The sequence below is a fragment of the Labilibaculum sp. K2S genome, assembly GCF_030372765.1.
In the GTDB taxonomy this organism is placed as follows: Bacteria; Bacteroidota; Bacteroidia; order Bacteroidales; family Marinifilaceae; genus Labilibaculum.
Map to the genome: position 1 here is coordinate 227,882 of NZ_JAUCMW010000005.1, position 16,666 is coordinate 244,547.

11 protein-coding genes are annotated in these 16,666 nt (G+C 36.4%); 10 read left to right on the plus strand and 1 reads right to left on the minus strand.

Features of this window, described 5'->3' with window-relative positions:
• Positions 1–2 precede the first annotated feature (2 nt).
• Together QUH73_RS09225 and QUH73_RS09230 are read left to right on the plus strand one after the other, a co-directional pair.
• Positions 3–2,201 (plus strand): beta-glucosidase family protein, encoded by a 2,199-nt coding sequence (locus QUH73_RS09225; protein ID WP_289530152.1) that lies wholly within the window; start codon positions 3–5, stop codon positions 2,199–2,201.
• A gap of 182 nt (positions 2,202–2,383) precedes the next feature.
• Positions 2,384–3,535 carry a glycoside hydrolase family 5 protein gene (locus tag QUH73_RS09230; protein ID WP_289530153.1) on the plus strand — a complete coding sequence of 384 codons (1,152 nt, stop codon included), beginning with the start codon at positions 2,384–2,386 and terminating at the stop codon, positions 3,533–3,535.
• A gap of 546 nt (positions 3,536–4,081) precedes the next feature.
• Here QUH73_RS09230 and tnpA read toward each other — a convergent pair.
• Positions 4,082–4,222: an IS66 family insertion sequence element accessory protein TnpA gene (gene tnpA / locus QUH73_RS20885; protein ID WP_442913406.1), complete on the minus strand. Its 141-nt coding sequence runs from the start codon at positions 4,220–4,222 to the stop codon at positions 4,082–4,084.
• A 209-nt stretch (positions 4,223–4,431) separates the two neighbouring features.
• Between tnpA and QUH73_RS09235 the strand changes: the two genes are divergently transcribed.
• From QUH73_RS09235 to QUH73_RS09265, 8 genes are all read left to right on the plus strand, one after another.
• On the plus strand, positions 4,432–7,299 hold the full coding sequence (locus QUH73_RS09235) for a TIM-barrel domain-containing protein (protein ID WP_289530154.1): 2,868 nt from the start codon (positions 4,432–4,434) through the stop codon (positions 7,297–7,299).
• Positions 7,300–7,479: 180 nt separating this feature from the next.
• Positions 7,480–9,069, plus strand: coding sequence for a GH39 family glycosyl hydrolase (locus tag QUH73_RS09240; protein ID WP_289530155.1), 1,590 nt, complete (start codon positions 7,480–7,482; stop codon positions 9,067–9,069).
• Between the two features lie 123 nt (positions 9,070–9,192).
• Entirely contained in the window at positions 9,193–9,786 is a 594-nt protein-coding gene (locus QUH73_RS09245) for a glycoside hydrolase family 3 N-terminal domain-containing protein (RefSeq protein ID WP_289530156.1), read from the plus strand.
• A complete protein-coding gene (locus tag QUH73_RS20890) occupies positions 9,752–9,976 on the plus strand; it encodes a glycoside hydrolase family 97 C-terminal domain-containing protein (protein WP_442913407.1) in 225 nt (74 codons plus the stop codon). The genes QUH73_RS09245 and QUH73_RS20890 overlap by 35 nt, the downstream gene beginning before the upstream one ends.
• Positions 9,977–10,230: 254 nt before the next feature.
• Positions 10,231–10,623, plus strand: coding sequence for an alpha-L-fucosidase C-terminal domain-containing protein (locus QUH73_RS09250; RefSeq protein WP_289530157.1), 393 nt, complete (start codon positions 10,231–10,233; stop codon positions 10,621–10,623).
• A 63-nt stretch (positions 10,624–10,686) separates the two neighbouring features.
• Positions 10,687–11,385 (plus strand): DUF459 domain-containing protein, encoded by a 699-nt coding sequence (locus QUH73_RS09255; RefSeq protein WP_289530158.1) that lies wholly within the window; start codon positions 10,687–10,689, stop codon positions 11,383–11,385.
• 190 nt (positions 11,386–11,575) lie between these two features.
• The gene (locus tag QUH73_RS09260) at positions 11,576–15,586 is read left to right on the plus strand and encodes a hybrid sensor histidine kinase/response regulator transcription factor (protein WP_289530159.1); all 4,011 of its coding nucleotides are present in this window, start codon (positions 11,576–11,578) and stop codon (positions 15,584–15,586) included.
• Between the two features lie 110 nt (positions 15,587–15,696).
• On the plus strand, positions 15,697–16,173 hold the full coding sequence (locus tag QUH73_RS09265) for a DUF3945 domain-containing protein (protein ID WP_442913408.1): 477 nt from the start codon (positions 15,697–15,699) through the stop codon (positions 16,171–16,173).
• Positions 16,174–16,666 lie beyond the last annotated feature (493 nt).

The window sequence follows — 16,666 nt, forward strand, 5'->3', positions numbered from 1 at the left end:
CGATGAAACTTAGAATTCTCTTCATATTAATGTTAGGAAACGTACTATTCCTTTCTGCTCAAAACAGTAAACCTGCATATCTGGATGTAACCAAGCCATTAGAAGAGCGTGTTGAAAGTGCTCTTTCATTGATGACAGTAGCTGAAAAAGTAGAACTTTGTCATGCTCAATCAAAATTCAGTTCGAAAGGGGTAGCCAGATTGGGAATCCCTGAAGTATGGACTTCTGATGGACCTCATGGAATTCGTGAGGAGGTTTTTTGGGATGAATGGAGTGGAGCCAACTGGACAAATGATTCGTGTACTGCGTTCCCTGCACTAACTTGTTTAGCAGCCTCTTTTAATCCTGAATTAGCTTTGCTTTATGGCAAGTCAATTGGGGAAGAAGCTCGCTATCGTAATAAAACCATGTTGTTAGGACCTGGAGTTAACATTTACCGAACACCACTGAATGGGCGAAACTTTGAATATATGGGCGAAGATCCTTACTTAGCATCGCGTATGGTGGTGCCTTATGTAAAAGGTGTACAGGAAAATGGTGTAGCAGCTTGTGTAAAACATTTTGCTTTGAATAATCAGGAAGTTTGGCGTGGGCATATCAATGTTAATTTAAGTGACAGGGCTTTGTACGAGATTTATCTACCTGCTTTTAAGGCGGCAGTTCAGGAAGGAAAAGCCTGGTCAATTATGGGCTCTTACAATAAATTTAAAGGAGAGCACTGTTGCCATAACGATCTTTTGCTAAATAAAATACTTAAACACGATTGGAAATTTGATGGTGTTGTCATTAGCGACTGGGGTGGAGTTCATGATACAGAGCAAGCAGTAAACAACGGACTGGATATTGAAATGGGAACCTATACTAATGGTTTGACTACGGTAGGTCATTTTCCATATTCTGAGTATTATTTGGCTAATCCTTTCCTAAAAGGAATCAAAGATGGAAAATATGATATGGCAGTGTTAAACGATAAAGCACGTCGTATTTTAAGATTGATATTCCGTACAACAATGAGTGCCAACCGTCCATTTGGGCGTTTTGTGTCACCAGAACATAGCGAGGCCGCACGAAAAATCGCCCAAGAGGGAATTGTTCTTTTGAAGAACACGAATGATTTCTTTCCAATACCTGCAGGTAAGCTTAAAACGATTGCTGTTATAGGTGAAAATGCTTCAAAAAGTCTGGTTATTGGAGGAGGTTCTTCTTCATTGAAAGTGGCATATGAGGTATCTCCATTGCAAGGGTTAAAAGAAAAATATGGCGATGCTCACATTATTTATAGCCTTGGTTATGCTTCGGGACCTTCTTTATATGGCAGGGAAGAGCCTTCAAAGTTAGATACTGATTCGCTTTTTGCTGTAGCTGTAGAAGTAGCCAAAAAGGCTGATGTAGTACTTTATATTGGAGGTCTGAATAAAAATCATTTTCAGGATTGTGAAGGTGGCGATAGGAGAGCAATGAACCTTCCTTTCGGACAGGATAAATTGATTGATGCTTTATTAAAAGTGAATAAAAAGACAGCAGTAATCCTTCTAAGCGGAAATGCAGTGGCTATGCCTTGGGTTGACAAAGTTCCGGCAATTATGCAAGGATGGTATTTGGGTTCAGAAGCCGGGAATGCACTGGCAGATGTTATTTCAGGAGATGTGAATCCATCAGGTAAATTGCCATTTTCTTTTCCTAAAAGATTGGAAAATAATGCAGCTCAGTCGTTTGGGGGAATTTCTTACCCAGGTGATAGCATTAATCAATATTACAAAGAAGGTATTTTGGTGGGCTACCGTTGGTTTGATACAAAAAAGATTGAACCTCTTTATCCGTTTGGCTTTGGATTGAGTTACACATCATTTACTTATTCAAAACCTACAGTGGATAAAAAAGAGGTAAATGCAGAAGGAACAGTTAAAGTGTCTTTTACAATAACCAATAGTGGTAGCACTGATGGTGCTGAAATAGCTCAACTTTATGTGGCTAAGCCTCAATCAGAAGTTGAACGAGCAGCAAAGGAACTAAAAGCTTTTGAAAAAGTATATTTAAAGGCAGGAGAAAGCCGTGTTGTAACAATGGATGTTTTAATAAATAATTTGGCCTATTATAGTGAAACGGATAACAATTGGGTAGTAGAACCGGGAAGTTATACCCTTTTAGTTGGAAGTTCATCTCGTGATATAAAAGGAAAAGTGAATATTAAGGTTCATTGATCACATCAAGCCCCTCATGGTTTCACTTGATTTTAGGTATATTTTAATATGCCTAAAATCAAGTGAAACTATGAATATCTATCTACAACTAATTTCAACTTAATAAAGGTTGCTTAAAATCAAAAATGCTTAGATCATATTTAAAGCGAACTAGTTAATTTAAATCTTCAAAATCTATTTTTATGAAAAAAATCTATCTATGTTTGAGAAACCTACGTTTTGTTTGTTTTCTAACCGGGATTTTAATGTCCGCAAGTTTATTTGGACAATTGCCAACAGCACAACAAATTGCCAGCAAAATGCAAATTGGCTGGAATATGGGAAATACGCTTGAAGCTATTGGTGGAGAGCAAGCATGGGGTGGTGCTTATACTACTCAGGCATTAATTGACCAGGTGAAAGCTTCAGGTTTTAATACTGTTAGGCTTCCAGCTGCTTGGTTTACCCATTCTGATACTATTAACTCTGTGATTGATGCAGCTTGGATTGCACGTGTTAAAGAGGTTGTTGATTATTGTATGAACAACAATATGTACGTGGTTTTGAATATGCATTGGGATAAAGGCTGGCTTAAAGATAGGGTTAATGAAGCTAATAAAGATCAGGTAAATAGCAGGCTTGATAAATATTGGAAGCAGATTGCAACCTATTTCAAAGATTACGATGAGCATTTGCTTTTTGCTGGTGCAAATGAGCCCAGTGTAAAAGATGCCACAGGAATGGCAGTATTAACTTCCTATTATCAAACATTCATCAATGCCGTTCGAGTGACAGGAGGTAATAATAGTTCCAGAACACTTATTATTCAAGGTCCCGCTACTGATATTGAGAAAACAAATAATTTGATGAATACTTTGCCAAGTGATTGGATTTCTGATCGAATGATGGTTGAGGTTCATTATTATACGCCATATCAATTTTGTTTGATGGACAAAGATGAAGAATGGGGGAAAATTGTTTACTATTGGGGGAATGGCTACCACTCTTCAACAGATACCAAACGTAATGCAACTGGTGGTGAAGAAGATTTTGTGGATTATGCATTTGGGCTAATGAAATCAAAATTTGTAGATAAAGGAATTCCTGTAATAATAGGCGAATTTTCTGCAAGTAAGAGAGATCTTACTTATCCTTCTGACCAGACGCTTCATGAGGCATCGCGTAAATACTATTATAAGTACGTAGTAAGTGCTGCAATTAGCAGAGGACTAGTTCCAATGTGCTGGGATTTGAATGAACAAATATTTGATAGAGAAAATGCCACAGTACTTGACCAAGGCCTTATTGATGCAATGCTGCAAGGTGAAGCTGCTGCTCATGTATCTATTAAATAGAGGGCAACAGGTTTGTACATTGATGGAATGTACCGAAATTCTAATTATTGATAAGGTTGGTCAGTGAGAGCATAGTGAAAGTGGAGTTCGGTAATGGGTAAGGGAGAAAACCGGAAAATATGTTCGGATTAAAAACAGGGCATCTGGTTTATATCTTGATGGAATGGGTAGTTGGGGTAAAAGTTTCAGTGTTAAGGGTTACAATCATGAGGATATTAAAAGCATAGAAATATAAGATATGCAAGGTAAAAGAATGACTCAAATATTTTTGGAGAATACGCACAATTCCTGCCAATCCACCTAAAACATTTCGCATATCAATGGCATTGCAATGCAAAAATATCGCAGACTCGCACTCAATCCTGGTATAGTTTAATAAGTTTTGATGTGTATTCCTCCTGGAAGCTCAAGTTCCATCCGAATTGGCTGACATTGTGTATTTTTGTTCAAACCTGGAGTAAGTTCTATAAATCCCAGCGTTGATGCTTGGGATTCATCTGATATATGTGTCCGCTGATCAGCCTTCACTTTCTTAACTTCCCCGTATTATTTCTTGCACCAATAATTGAGCGACTTGCTTTTTAATCCATGTTGGTTTGCAAATGACTTGCGCGTTAGTCCAGATTTCCTCCACTGCTCCACCAAAGTAAACATCTCTTCTTTCTTGTTCTTCTTTTTTTGTGGCAAAATTAGATCACTTAATCCTATATGTATAGACGTAAGCTGTAGACGTGGATACCTTTATACTAATTTTTTTTGTTTGTATAGCTAAGTTTCAGGTATAGAAAAGTTAGTTCATTACAATACCTTTTACAACACATAAAGCACCCTTTATTCATCTTTTTTTACTGAATTTAGCATTCATAAAATAATACATTTAAAACCTTTAATAATTAATGAAGAATAAAAGAAAATATTTAGGTTTATTATGTGCCGGACTGTTATTAACAGCCTGCTCTGGTTCACAATACCAGATAACAGATGACGGCGTCATTTTAAACCTAAAACAAGAGAAAAAGACACAGTCAAATAAACTTCGTTTGCAGGTGTTAGGAGATGAATTAATACATGTTTCTGCAACTCCGGATAAAGATTTCCCTAAGGATTCAAGTTTAATTATTGTTCCTGATCTTCAAACTGTTCCTTTTGACGTTGCTGATGACGGTGATTCAATTATGTTGACTACATCACGTTTGAAAGTGATGGTTTCTAAGGAAGACGGTGGAATAAAGTTTAAGGATAAAGATGGACAGGTTATTTTAGCCGAAAAAGCAGGAGGCGGCAAAACATTTTCACCAATTGAAGTTGAAGGCACCAAAGGATACTCAGTACGACAACTTTTTGAATCTCCTGCAGATGAAAGTTTTTATGGTCTTGGGCAACATCAGTCTGATGAATTTAACTATAAAGGGAAAAGCGAAGAGCTGTTTCAATACAATACCAAAGTTTCCGTTCCTTTTATTGTATCCAACAAAAACTACGGACTTTTATGGGATAGCTATTCGTTAAGCCGTTTTGGCGATAGTCGCGAGTACAAACAACTAAATAGAGTTTTTAAATTATACAATAAAAATGGTCATCTTGGCAGTCTTACCGGAACTTATCAGTCTAAGGCGAATGAATTGAAGAGGTTGATCCGAGATGAAGATTCTCTCTATTTTGAAGATATAAAAACCATTAATAACCTTCCGGAAAATTTTCCTTTAAAGGGAGCCGATGTAACTTACGAAGGAGAGATTGAAGCAATACAAAGCGGAACCTATCGTTTTATTTTATATTATGCCGGATATATGAAGGTTTATTTGAATAATGAATTGGTAGTTCCCGAGCGTTGGAGAACAGCATGGAACCCCAATAGTTATAAATTTACCTTTGAACTTGAAGCAGGAAAACGAGTTCCATTGCGCGTTGAATGGAAACCAGATGGCGGAAAGTCGTATTGTGGTTTATGTGTTCAAACTCCTCTACCCGAAGAAGAACAAAATGCTCAGGTTTGGTGGAGCGAGATGAATAAAAAACTAGATTACTATTTTGTGCACGGTAATTCAATGGACGAAGTTATCAAAGGATACCGAACACTAACCGGAAAATCACAAGTAATGCCAAAATGGGCAATGGGTTTTTGGCAGAGTCGTGAGCGTTACAAAACTCAAGATGAGATTTTAGGCGTATTAAAAGAATTCCGGGACAGGAAAGTTCCTATTGACAACATTGTACAGGATTGGAATTATTGGAATGAAAGCGATTGGGGAAGCCATGAGTTTGACAAGAGCCGTTTCCCTGATCCAAAAGCAATGGTTGATTCTATTCATGCCATGAACGGAAAAGTAATGATTTCGGTATGGCCTAAGTTTTATGTAACAACCGAACATTTTAAAGAATTTGATAAAAAAGGCTGGATGTACCAACAAGCTGTTAAAGATAGCGTACGCGACTGGGTTGGCCCGGGTTATGTTGGATCTTTCTACGATGCCTATTCAGCAGAGGCACGGAAGTTGTTCTGGAATCAGATTTATGACAAATTGTACCCATTAGGATTTGATTCGTGGTGGATGGATGCCAGTGAGCCAAATGTGCTTGACTGTACAGATATGAAATATCGTAAGGCTTTATGCGGACCAACTGCTTTAGGTCCTTCTACAGAGTATTTCAATACATACGCTTTGATGAATGCAGAGGCAATTTATGATGGACAAAGAAGTGTTGCCCCAAATAAACGTGTTTTCTTACTTACTCGTTCTGGATTTGCCGGGTTACAAAGGTATTCAACAGCAACATGGAGTGGTGATATTGGCACTCGTTGGGAAGATATGAAAGCCCAGATTTCTGCTGGTTTAAACTTCTCAATTAGTGGTGTACCGTATTGGACAATGGATATTGGCGGGTTTTGTGTTGAAGATCGTTACGTAGCCGGACAACAGGAATACAACAAAAGCGGAAAAGAAAATGCTGATTATAAAGAGTGGCGTGAACTAAATACCCGTTGGTATCAATTCGGTTCCTTTGCACCACTATACAGGTCACATGGGCAATATCCGTACCGAGAAGTGTGGAACATCGCTCCGGAAGGACATCCTGCATATAAGTCCATTACATACTTTACCAACTTGCGTTACAGGTTGATGCCTTATATTTATACAATGGCTGGTATGACTTATTTTAATGATTACACCATTATGAGGCCATTGGTTATGGATTTTTCTGCTGATGCTAATGTCCGGAATATTGGCGATCAGTTTATGTTTGGGCCAGCTTTCATGGTATGTCCGGTATATAAATATCAGGCACGTGAGCGCGAAGTTTATTTCCCTGAAGGTACAAATTGGTATGATTTCTATACAGGTAAATACATACAAGGAGGACAGAAATTAAATGTGGATGCTCCTTACGAACACATTCCATTGTACATCCGCGAAGGCGCTATTATCCCTGTTGGTCCTGAAATTCAATACACAGATGAGAAACCAGCAGAAAAAATTGTTCTGTATGTTTATCGTGGACAAGATGGTAATTTTACTCTTTACGAAGACGAAGGCGTAAATTATAATTACGAAAAAGGTTCTTATTCGAACATACCTTTCATCTACGATGACACTAAAGGAACACTTACTATAGGAGAACGTAAAGGACAGTTCGAAGGAATGCTGAAAGAGCGTACATTTATTATTGTTCCTGTAAGTAAAGATAATGCCCAAGGTTTTAAATATGATGCCCAAGGTAAAAAAGTAAGTTATGATGGGCATGAGCAAACAATCAAACTGTGATTGAATACTAAATCAAAAGCTTAATAATATTTGCAGGTATCGTATGAGCCATTAAGTATACTCATAGGATACCTGTTATTGAAATAAAATTTGATTTTCGGGTAAGAAAAGTTTAAGGTATAAGAATTTTAGACTCTTCTCTAAGTAAAATATCTAACACTTGAATAAACAAATAAAAAAATGAGATTTAGTCGTTTGTATTTTTTTTCGCTTGCATTTTTATTGGCCTTGCCGGTATTTGCAAAAAAGAATAAGGAAACTAATTTAAAAGAAAGAGTTATCAGTGTTGATTTCAACAGTGAAAAAGGAGCTTTGAATACAATGTTCAAAGAATGCATTGGAGCCGGTCGTGCCAATGAAGGGTTACGTGCAGATTGGCAACAGCAGTTAGCATACACAAAAAAAATGTGCGACTTTAAGTATATTCGTATGCATGGCCTTTTGAGCGATGATATGGCTGTTTACACCGAAGACAGCAAAGGAAATCCCCAGTACAGTTATATGTATATTGATGCTTTGTATGATTATTTATTATCAATAGGGATCAAACCTTTTGTAGAACTGGGATTTATGCCTCAAGCATTGGCCAGTGGCCAGCAAACGATTTTTTGGTGGAAAGGAAATGTCACTCCTCCAAAAGATTATCAAAAATGGGAAGATTTTATACGCAATCTTACACAACACTTTACGGAGCGCTATGGAGTTGAAGAAGTTAAAACCTGGTATTTTGAAGTTTGGAACGAGCCTAATCTTTCACCCGGATTCTGGACAGGCACTCAAGCGGACTACTTTAAACTATATCAATATACTGCGAAAGCAGTAAAAAGTGTAAACCCTGATTACAAGGTAGGAGGTCCGGGAACAGCAGGTGCTGCCTGGGAGAGTGAAACCATTGATTTTTGCATTAAAAATAATACCCCAATCGATTTTATAAGCACCCATTCGTATGGTGTTAAACAGGGGTTTCTTGATGAATACGGTAACGGTGGCACAGTACTGAGTAAAGATCCAATGAGTGTAAGTGGCGATGTGCTTCAATCTCGCAATGAAATTTCTTCTTCCGAAAAACCAAATTTAGAGTTGCATTATACTGAGTGGAGTTCTTCTTATACTCCGGCCGATCCAATTCACGACAGTTATCATGAGGCAGCATATATCCTGGAAAAAATTAAGCAGGTTGGAACTGCTGCTAATTCAATGTCGTATTGGGTATTCACCGATATTTTTGAAGAACCGGGGCCTCGTTTCAAACCTTTCCATGGCGGATTTGGATTGATGACCATTCAGGGTATTAAGAAAGCTGCTTTTTATGCCTATAACTACATGAATAAGCTCGGTGATACAGAGTTGGTTAATAATGATACCAGATCCTGGGCATCAAAAGATGATGGTGGTGATATTCAATTACTTCTTTGGGATTTCACAAATACACATCCCGGTGATTCTACACATAACCAGAAATATTATATACAGGATTTACCTGCAAAGTCAAAAGGAAAGGTAAAAGTAAACCTGACCAATGTTCCGGCAGGACAATATAGAATGGAGATTTATAAAGTGGGCTACCGTGTGAATGATGCTTATACCAGCTATATAGATATGGGAAGACCCAATCAACTTAATAAACAGCAGGTAGAAGAACTAAAAAGTCAAAATGATGGTTCTCCTGTTTTAACAGAATTGGTTGATATCGATTCAAATGGAGAATTTACTAAGGAACTAGACATTCGTGAAAATGATGTTTTCATGCTCAACTTGGTAAAGAAATAGTGAATTGCTAAAACTTAGATATTTCATTTATTGATGAGAAACAACTTCTTTTTTATCGTTAATTAGGTATGGATTTAACCATGCTTGATATTAAAATCTGCACGTTTAAACATCAATCTTATTATGAAAATAACATTGTCATTAATTATTTGCATAATAACTGCCGTAAGTATTTATGCCCAAAAAACTTTTCCTTTTCAGAATCCTGCATTAGACGATGAAAAACGGATAGATAATATCATTTCACTACTAACTGTAGATGAAAAGATTAATTGTTTAAGTGCCGGATTTTCTGTACCAAGATTGGGAATCCGGAATAGTGGCAATAGTGAGGGGCTACATGGATTATCGCAAGGTGGCCCGGGATTTAATTATGACTCCAAAACCCCAACAACTCAATTCCCCCAGGCAATAGGCTTAGCCCAGATGTGGGACGAAGAACTACTTAAAGAGGTAGCTGCTCAACAGGCTTATGAAGCTCGTTACGTTTGCCCTAAATATTATCGTGCAGGCCTTGTTGTGTGGGGGCCAAATGCGGATATGGGACGTGATACGCGTTGGGGCAGGACAGAAGAATGCTACGGAGAAGACCCATTCCTTACCTCCAGATTAGTAACAGCTTTTGTGCGGGGGATGCAGGGTGACGATCCTAAATACTGGATGGTAGCATCATTAATGAAGCATGACCAACGAAGAAGCCTGCCAATTGCCTGTTAGCTTGTCGTTTTTAGATGAGGGAACTAAATACCTGGCAACGATTTATGCCGATGCCCGGGTACAGGTTATGAGCACAATCCAACAGCCGTTGAAATATCAACTCAAGTGGCTCAATCAACGATACACTGCAGCTGAATTTGGGAGAAGGAGGCGGTTTTGCAATAAGTTTTATCAAGCAATAATAGAATAAGTTAAAAATAGATCTGATTAAGTACTGATATTGAAAAATAGAGTTTATGAAACGAGCATGATGGAATATCCTGACTCACAGGAGTGGTATTAAAATCATGTGAGTTCCATCTTATACCTTGAAAAAATGAATAATTATAATAAGATGAAACGAGCCATGATAAAGTCTTTCTCACACAGGAAAAGGACTTTGGGGCGAGTTCAATGTGACCATTAAAAGAAAAATTATAGGCACATGAAAAAATATACAGCCATATGCTTAATATTGGCCCTAAGGGTGATGGAACAGTGCCTGTTCAAACAATAGATACTTTACAAATAATAGGAGACTGGATGAAAACTTACGGAGAAAGTATTTATGGCACCACACGCAGCCCTTTCAAAACTGAACCGGAATGGGGCTTATATACCAAGAAGGAAGGTAAACTGTATATCCATGTTTTTAGTTGGCCTAAAACTAGGGAGCTAACTGTTCCGGCATTGAAAAATAATATTAAAAAAATATACCTGATAGGTGCTCTTGAAACTCAACTTAATTATACAGTTAACGATGGGGAGATTATGATTTCATTGCCTGAAGATGCTCCAAATGAAATTAATTCGGTAGCAGTTATTGAGGTTGAGGGACTACCGGAGGCATCTGAATGAAAGAGTATAACCTTTGTCACAAATGAATAATATAGAATAGTAAACACTAAAAGTCATACGTTGATGAAACATTTTTTTTGTAAGATGAGAAAGCATAGCTGGGTTTATGCTCTTGCTGGCATGGCAATCATGAATGCATGTACTAGTAAAGTTACCCGGGTTGCTTGTGTGGGTGATAGCATTACAGAAGGTTATGGTTTGGCAGTTCAAAGCCAAACAGGATATCCGGTGGTGCTTGACAGTATTCTTGGTGCCGATTACCGGGTATTGAACTCGGGCAGAAGTGCTACAACACTCCAGCAAAAAGGGGATTTCCCTTATTGGATTTGTAAAGAGTTTTCTAATGTCTTTGCTTTTGACCCTGATATTATTGTTATTAAGTTAGGAACCAATGATACTAAACCATATAACTGGCATGCAGATCGGTATGAAAAAGATTACCAGGCTTTAATAGATACTTTTAAAACCATACCGGCGAAGCCACAAATTTATTTGTGCTTGCCGGTTCCTGTGTTTAAAACAAAGTGGGGGATCAACGATTCTACTGTTGTTAATGGTGTGATTCCTATGGTAAAACAACTAGCAAAAGTCAATAATCTGCCAATAATAGATTTGTACCATCAAATGCAGGATCAGGGTGCTAATTTCCCTGATAGTATTCATCCAAATGAGCAGGCAGCTAAAGTTATGGCGGGAATCATAGCTAGAGAAATTGGTAAGAGAATACTATTGACCCGCTTTTTTAGCTTCGCAGATTTTTGATTGATCTCTGTTTTGGCATATCCGACAAAAGAGAAGTAATGTTAGTCGTGGCCTATGTATAAGTAGGTTGATCCGTTGATACTAGCGTCATGTCATGTATGGAACTGCCATGATTTACCAACCAGATATCCTGCGTATGAGTTTTTTATATAAATTTATATTGTTGAAAGTTTAAAGATAAATTATGAGGATGAGGAGAATAGCAAGACTATTGAGTATAATATTGGCATATACTATTTCATTAAATGTAGTTGGTCAACCTTCATATATTTTTCATCATTTGAATACGAATGATGGACTTTCTAACAGTAATGTAATGTCAATTTTAAAAGATAGTTACGGATTTTTATGGGTTGGGACTGGATATGGGTTAAATCGTTATGATGGTTATGGGTTTAAAGTATATTTAAAGAATAAAGACATAAGTAATTCATTATCAGACAATGAAATTTTGGACTTGCAAGAAGATGGACTTGGTAATATATGGATCAAAACTAAGTTTAATTACATGGTTTATGACAGAAAGAAAGATTGCTTCATTAACGATATAGGAGATTTTCTTAAAAATTTTGGCATTGAGGTCGATCGGAACTATTTAGTGCATGTTGATAAAAATGAAGACTTATGGGTGTTAAGTAATCAAAAAGTTTTTTTTTACGATACTCATAAAAATGAACTAAATGTTTTCGCAATGAAAGTTCAGGTGGATGAAGTAATTACTTCAGATTTTAGCGATGACGGGGAGAGTTTGTATGGTAATTGTAATAATGGAATTATTTGGCAGATAAATAAACGCACTGGTAATCAGGAAGTATTGGAAGTTAATAACGCGTTTGGATCTGGAGATAGTGATTATTTTAATAAGATATTTGTTGATGATCATCGAGGTATTTGGCTTTTTTCTCGAAAAAATGATCAGATGCTATACCGAAAAAGCGAACAATCTGATTGGAAGATATTGAAATTGCATTCTTCTGTGGAAACCAGAAGTAATGGCGTATTAAGACTAATGGATGACGGTAATGGACGTATCTGGGTAGGTACTGATCATAAAGGTGTGTTTATCTATGATCAAGTCAATAATCAAATGACCAATTTACTTTCTGAGGATAAAACAAGTTTTTCGATTGCATCCAATAATGTGGGTTGTTTATATAAAGATAAAAGTGGTATTATTTGGTTAGGACATAATAAAAAGGGAATCTCCTTTTATCATGATAGTTTTCGTAAGTTTTACAATGTTGAATATGCCGAATGTGAGGATGTTAGTGTGGTTTTGGAAGATAGAATGGGAAATGTTTGGTTGGGTACCGATGGAAAGGGGTTGTATGTGTCTCGAAATGTATCTGAAAGTAGCGTTGAAAAACTACCAATTGAGAATAGTTCTATCGTCTCATTATTGGAAGATAAGAACGGTCGAATTTGGGTTGGAACCTATTTGAGTGGCTTGTATTGTATCGAAGGTGATAAAATTAAGCATTATACCAATGCTAATAGTAAGTTGGCTTCTGATGACATTTGGTGTTTAAAAGAAGATAGGTATGGGGCTATATGGATTGCCTCTCTTAACGGTGGAATTCAATGTTTGAAAGTAGATAATGATAGTTTTGATTCTCTAATCCTGGTTTCGGAAGAGATTAAATATCCATTAGATATGTTCTATGATGGAGGTGATAAATTATATGTTGGTACTGTCAATGGTATGTATATTATAGACATTACTAATGGAGATCAAGAGTTGCATCAACAAAATCGAAGAGGAACACAGCAACTAAAAGAAATCGTTATTAATAATGTTTATATCGATCGGTTAGGTAATATTTGGTTAGGAAATTCTCAAGGATTGACCATATGGGATATGAAAAACGATTCTTTGCATTACCTTAATAAAGAAAGCGGGTTGTGCGATAATATCATTAGAGGTATTGTCGAGGATGATCAAAATAAAATATGGGTAACTACAAGTAATGGTTTATCAGTTCTTTCTACAGAGCGGGATGCGTATGGTGAATTAAAAATTTCGAACAGGAACTATTCTACAAAGGATGGAATTAGCACGAACTATTTTAATAATCATGCAATTTGTAAGTTATCTAATGGCGATATTTTATTGGGAGAAACACAAGGTTATACCATTATTAATCCCAATAAACTGGCAGAAACTTATTTAGCCAATACCAAAGTTTTTTTAACAGGGTTAAGTGTAGGTAATAATAATATAATGGTAGATTCATTATATAATGGTCGTAGAATTTTAAACAAGTCTATTGAGCTAACAGATACTGTAACCTTTAGCTATAAGGATATGCTTCTTTCATTTCATTTTACTACTGGAGATTTGATAAATGCTGATAAAGTAAAATATGAATATAAATTGGAAGGATTTAGCAGTCAATGGATTGATACACATGAGAATAGGATTGTTTTTTCTTCGTTAAATCCAGGTGAGTATAAACTATTTATAAAAGCCTGTAATAGTAATGGAGTTTGGAGTAATCAAGTCACCACTTTAAATATTAATGTAACACCTCCTTTCTATTTGTCATGGATTGGGAAAACATTGTCTATCATTGTTCTTTTAACTCTTATTTCATATATTTTTTATCGAAACCGTAAAAGGAACAATCTCAAGTTCGAATATAAACAGATGTTGATGAAGCAAGAACAAGAAAAGATATTAAATGATATGAAACTAAGGTTTTTTACAAATGTCAGCCATGATTTACGAACGCCTCTTACCCTTATCACTACTCCATTACAAACCATATTAAATGAAGAATTAGACGCTGGTTTACGTAAAAAACTGCAAGTAATCTATAAAAATGCGGAACAATTATTCTCACTAATAAACTCCTTATTGGATTTTCGAAAGTTAGATGTGGGAGGAGAAGTGTTAAATTTGCAATTGGGAGATTTTGTTAATTTTGTTAGAGATGTTTGTATTCCATTTAATTCGCATGCGGTTGATCGAAACATACAATTTTCATTCTCTAATGAAATCGAAAATCTGACAATGCAGTTTGATCCTGTTAAAGTTCATAAGATTATGCTAAACATTCTCTCTAATGCCTTTAAATATACTCCTGATGGAGGTGAAATTAGTGTTGGTATTTATCAGGAAGATGACAATGTTTGTATCAGGGTTTCAGACTCAGGTTCAGGTATTAGTGATGCGGAAAAGAAGCACGTTTTTGAGCGTTTCTATCAGACTTCACAAAAACAAGAGAAAACAGGAAGTGGAATAGGTTTGCATATTGTAAGTGAATATGTTCGTTTACATGATGGCATTATTACTATTTCTGATAACCAACTACAGGGTAGTGTTTTTACAATTCAACTTCCAATTCAGAAAATAGATTGTGATAATGAATTAAATATACTTGAAGACATTAGCGATGATGCTATAGATAAGATGGAAATTCAACAATCCCCAATCAAACCCTCATTGTTATTTGTAGATGATAACAAAGACCTTTGTGAAATTATGGCTGACAGTTTACAAGTTGAATACAATGTATTGATTGCTTATAATGGTGCAGAGGCCTTGGAGAAATTAGAGAACAATGATATTAAAATTGTGGTTAGTGATGTGATGATGCCTGTTATGAATGGTACTGAATTGTGTAATCGAATTAAAACAAATATTCAATGGTCGCATATTCCAGTTATATTATTAACTGCGAGAACTACAGAAGAATACAAGATTGAAGGCTTTGAACTTGGAGCTGATGATTATATAACTAAACCATTCAATTTTGATATACTTAAATTACGGATAAGTAAATGGCTGGAATGGACAGAGAGGTGTCATGTTTCATTTAGTCAAAAAGTAGATGTATCACCAAGTGAAATTACGATTACCTCACTTGATGAACAGCTAATAGAGAAAGCTATTAAAGTAGTTGAAGAGCATATTAATGATACAGAATTTTCTGTGGAGGCTCTTGGTTCCGATGTTGGATTAAGCAGAAGTCACTTATATAAAAAATTAATGTCAATAACCGGTAAAGGCCCGGCTGAATTTATTCGTACTATACGTCTAAAAAGAGGTCGTCAGTTACTAGAGAAGAGTCAGCTTCAAATATCAGAAATTGCATATGAAGTGGGTTTTAATTCACCCAAAAGATTTGCTATTAACTTTAAATGTGAGTTTGGAGTAACGCCTTCGGAGTATCAACGCAGTTACAAGGAAAAGGAATAATACATTAGATTATCCACTAGCAGTCGACTTTCACAACCAACAAAAAAAATATTGAGGTTCAAGTAACTACTATCAATGATGAGGAGTATCAGATTCCTACTAAAATCAGATTGCAGAAAGAGGAAGATGGCAGCGTGAAAGTAAAGGTGCATCCCATTCAACGCCTGCACATTCCTGATGAATATCTGAGACACAAATTCACCAAGGAAGAAAAAACGGCTCTTTTAGAAGATAAACATTTAGGAAAGACAATTGAAATGACTAATCAGAAGGGAGAAAAGGACAATATTTATCTTTCCTTGGATCCCAAAACCAATGAGCTGATTCCACTTTGTTCCAAACGCATAAGAGTGCCGGAAAAGATCAAGGGAGCAAGTCTTTCTGAAGAACAAAAGCAGCAATTGGCAGCTGGAGAGAAAATACATCTGGATGGGATGACAGGAAAAAACGGGAAGAAATTTTCGGCATCTCTTCAGGTAGATGCAGCCAATCGTGGCACCAATTTTTCTGGTTTTAAACAGGAGAAAGAGAAGGAAAAGGAACAAAAGCCAGAGAAAAAAAGAGGAAACAAACAAAAAGTTGGATGATTTACTCATGCTTCGGTTAAGGTGAGGGAAGACATTTCTATTGGTTGGGAGGTCTTCCCTTTTTCCGAAAAAATAAACTGAATCAAGGACTGGATTTAAAATTTAAAGAGGGGAATGCAAGATGTGTTTTTGTTCCACAAAAACTCTTGTGCCTTCCGGCAGGGACTTTTCATCTGGGGATGAAAAGCTTGATTGTCCAAAGGACAATGTAAGGAGATAAGAGTTGGTGATTTATATTTACTTGATATTTAAATTCGCATTCAGGTCTCCAAAGCCTGTTCGTGCCAACAGATCTTCGTTTGTCACTTCAGATGGTGTTTTTTTAGGTTTTAAGAGGGTCTGAATCGCTCTATAAAAAGGAAAATTAAAAAATAGAATAAAACTCTAGGATATCAGGGGTCAAAACAACTTTTACATTGAATGCAAAAGTATAACCTAGTATTTTTCTAGTATGAACATCAATTACCGATAAAAGATAAGCGTTCTTTCCCAT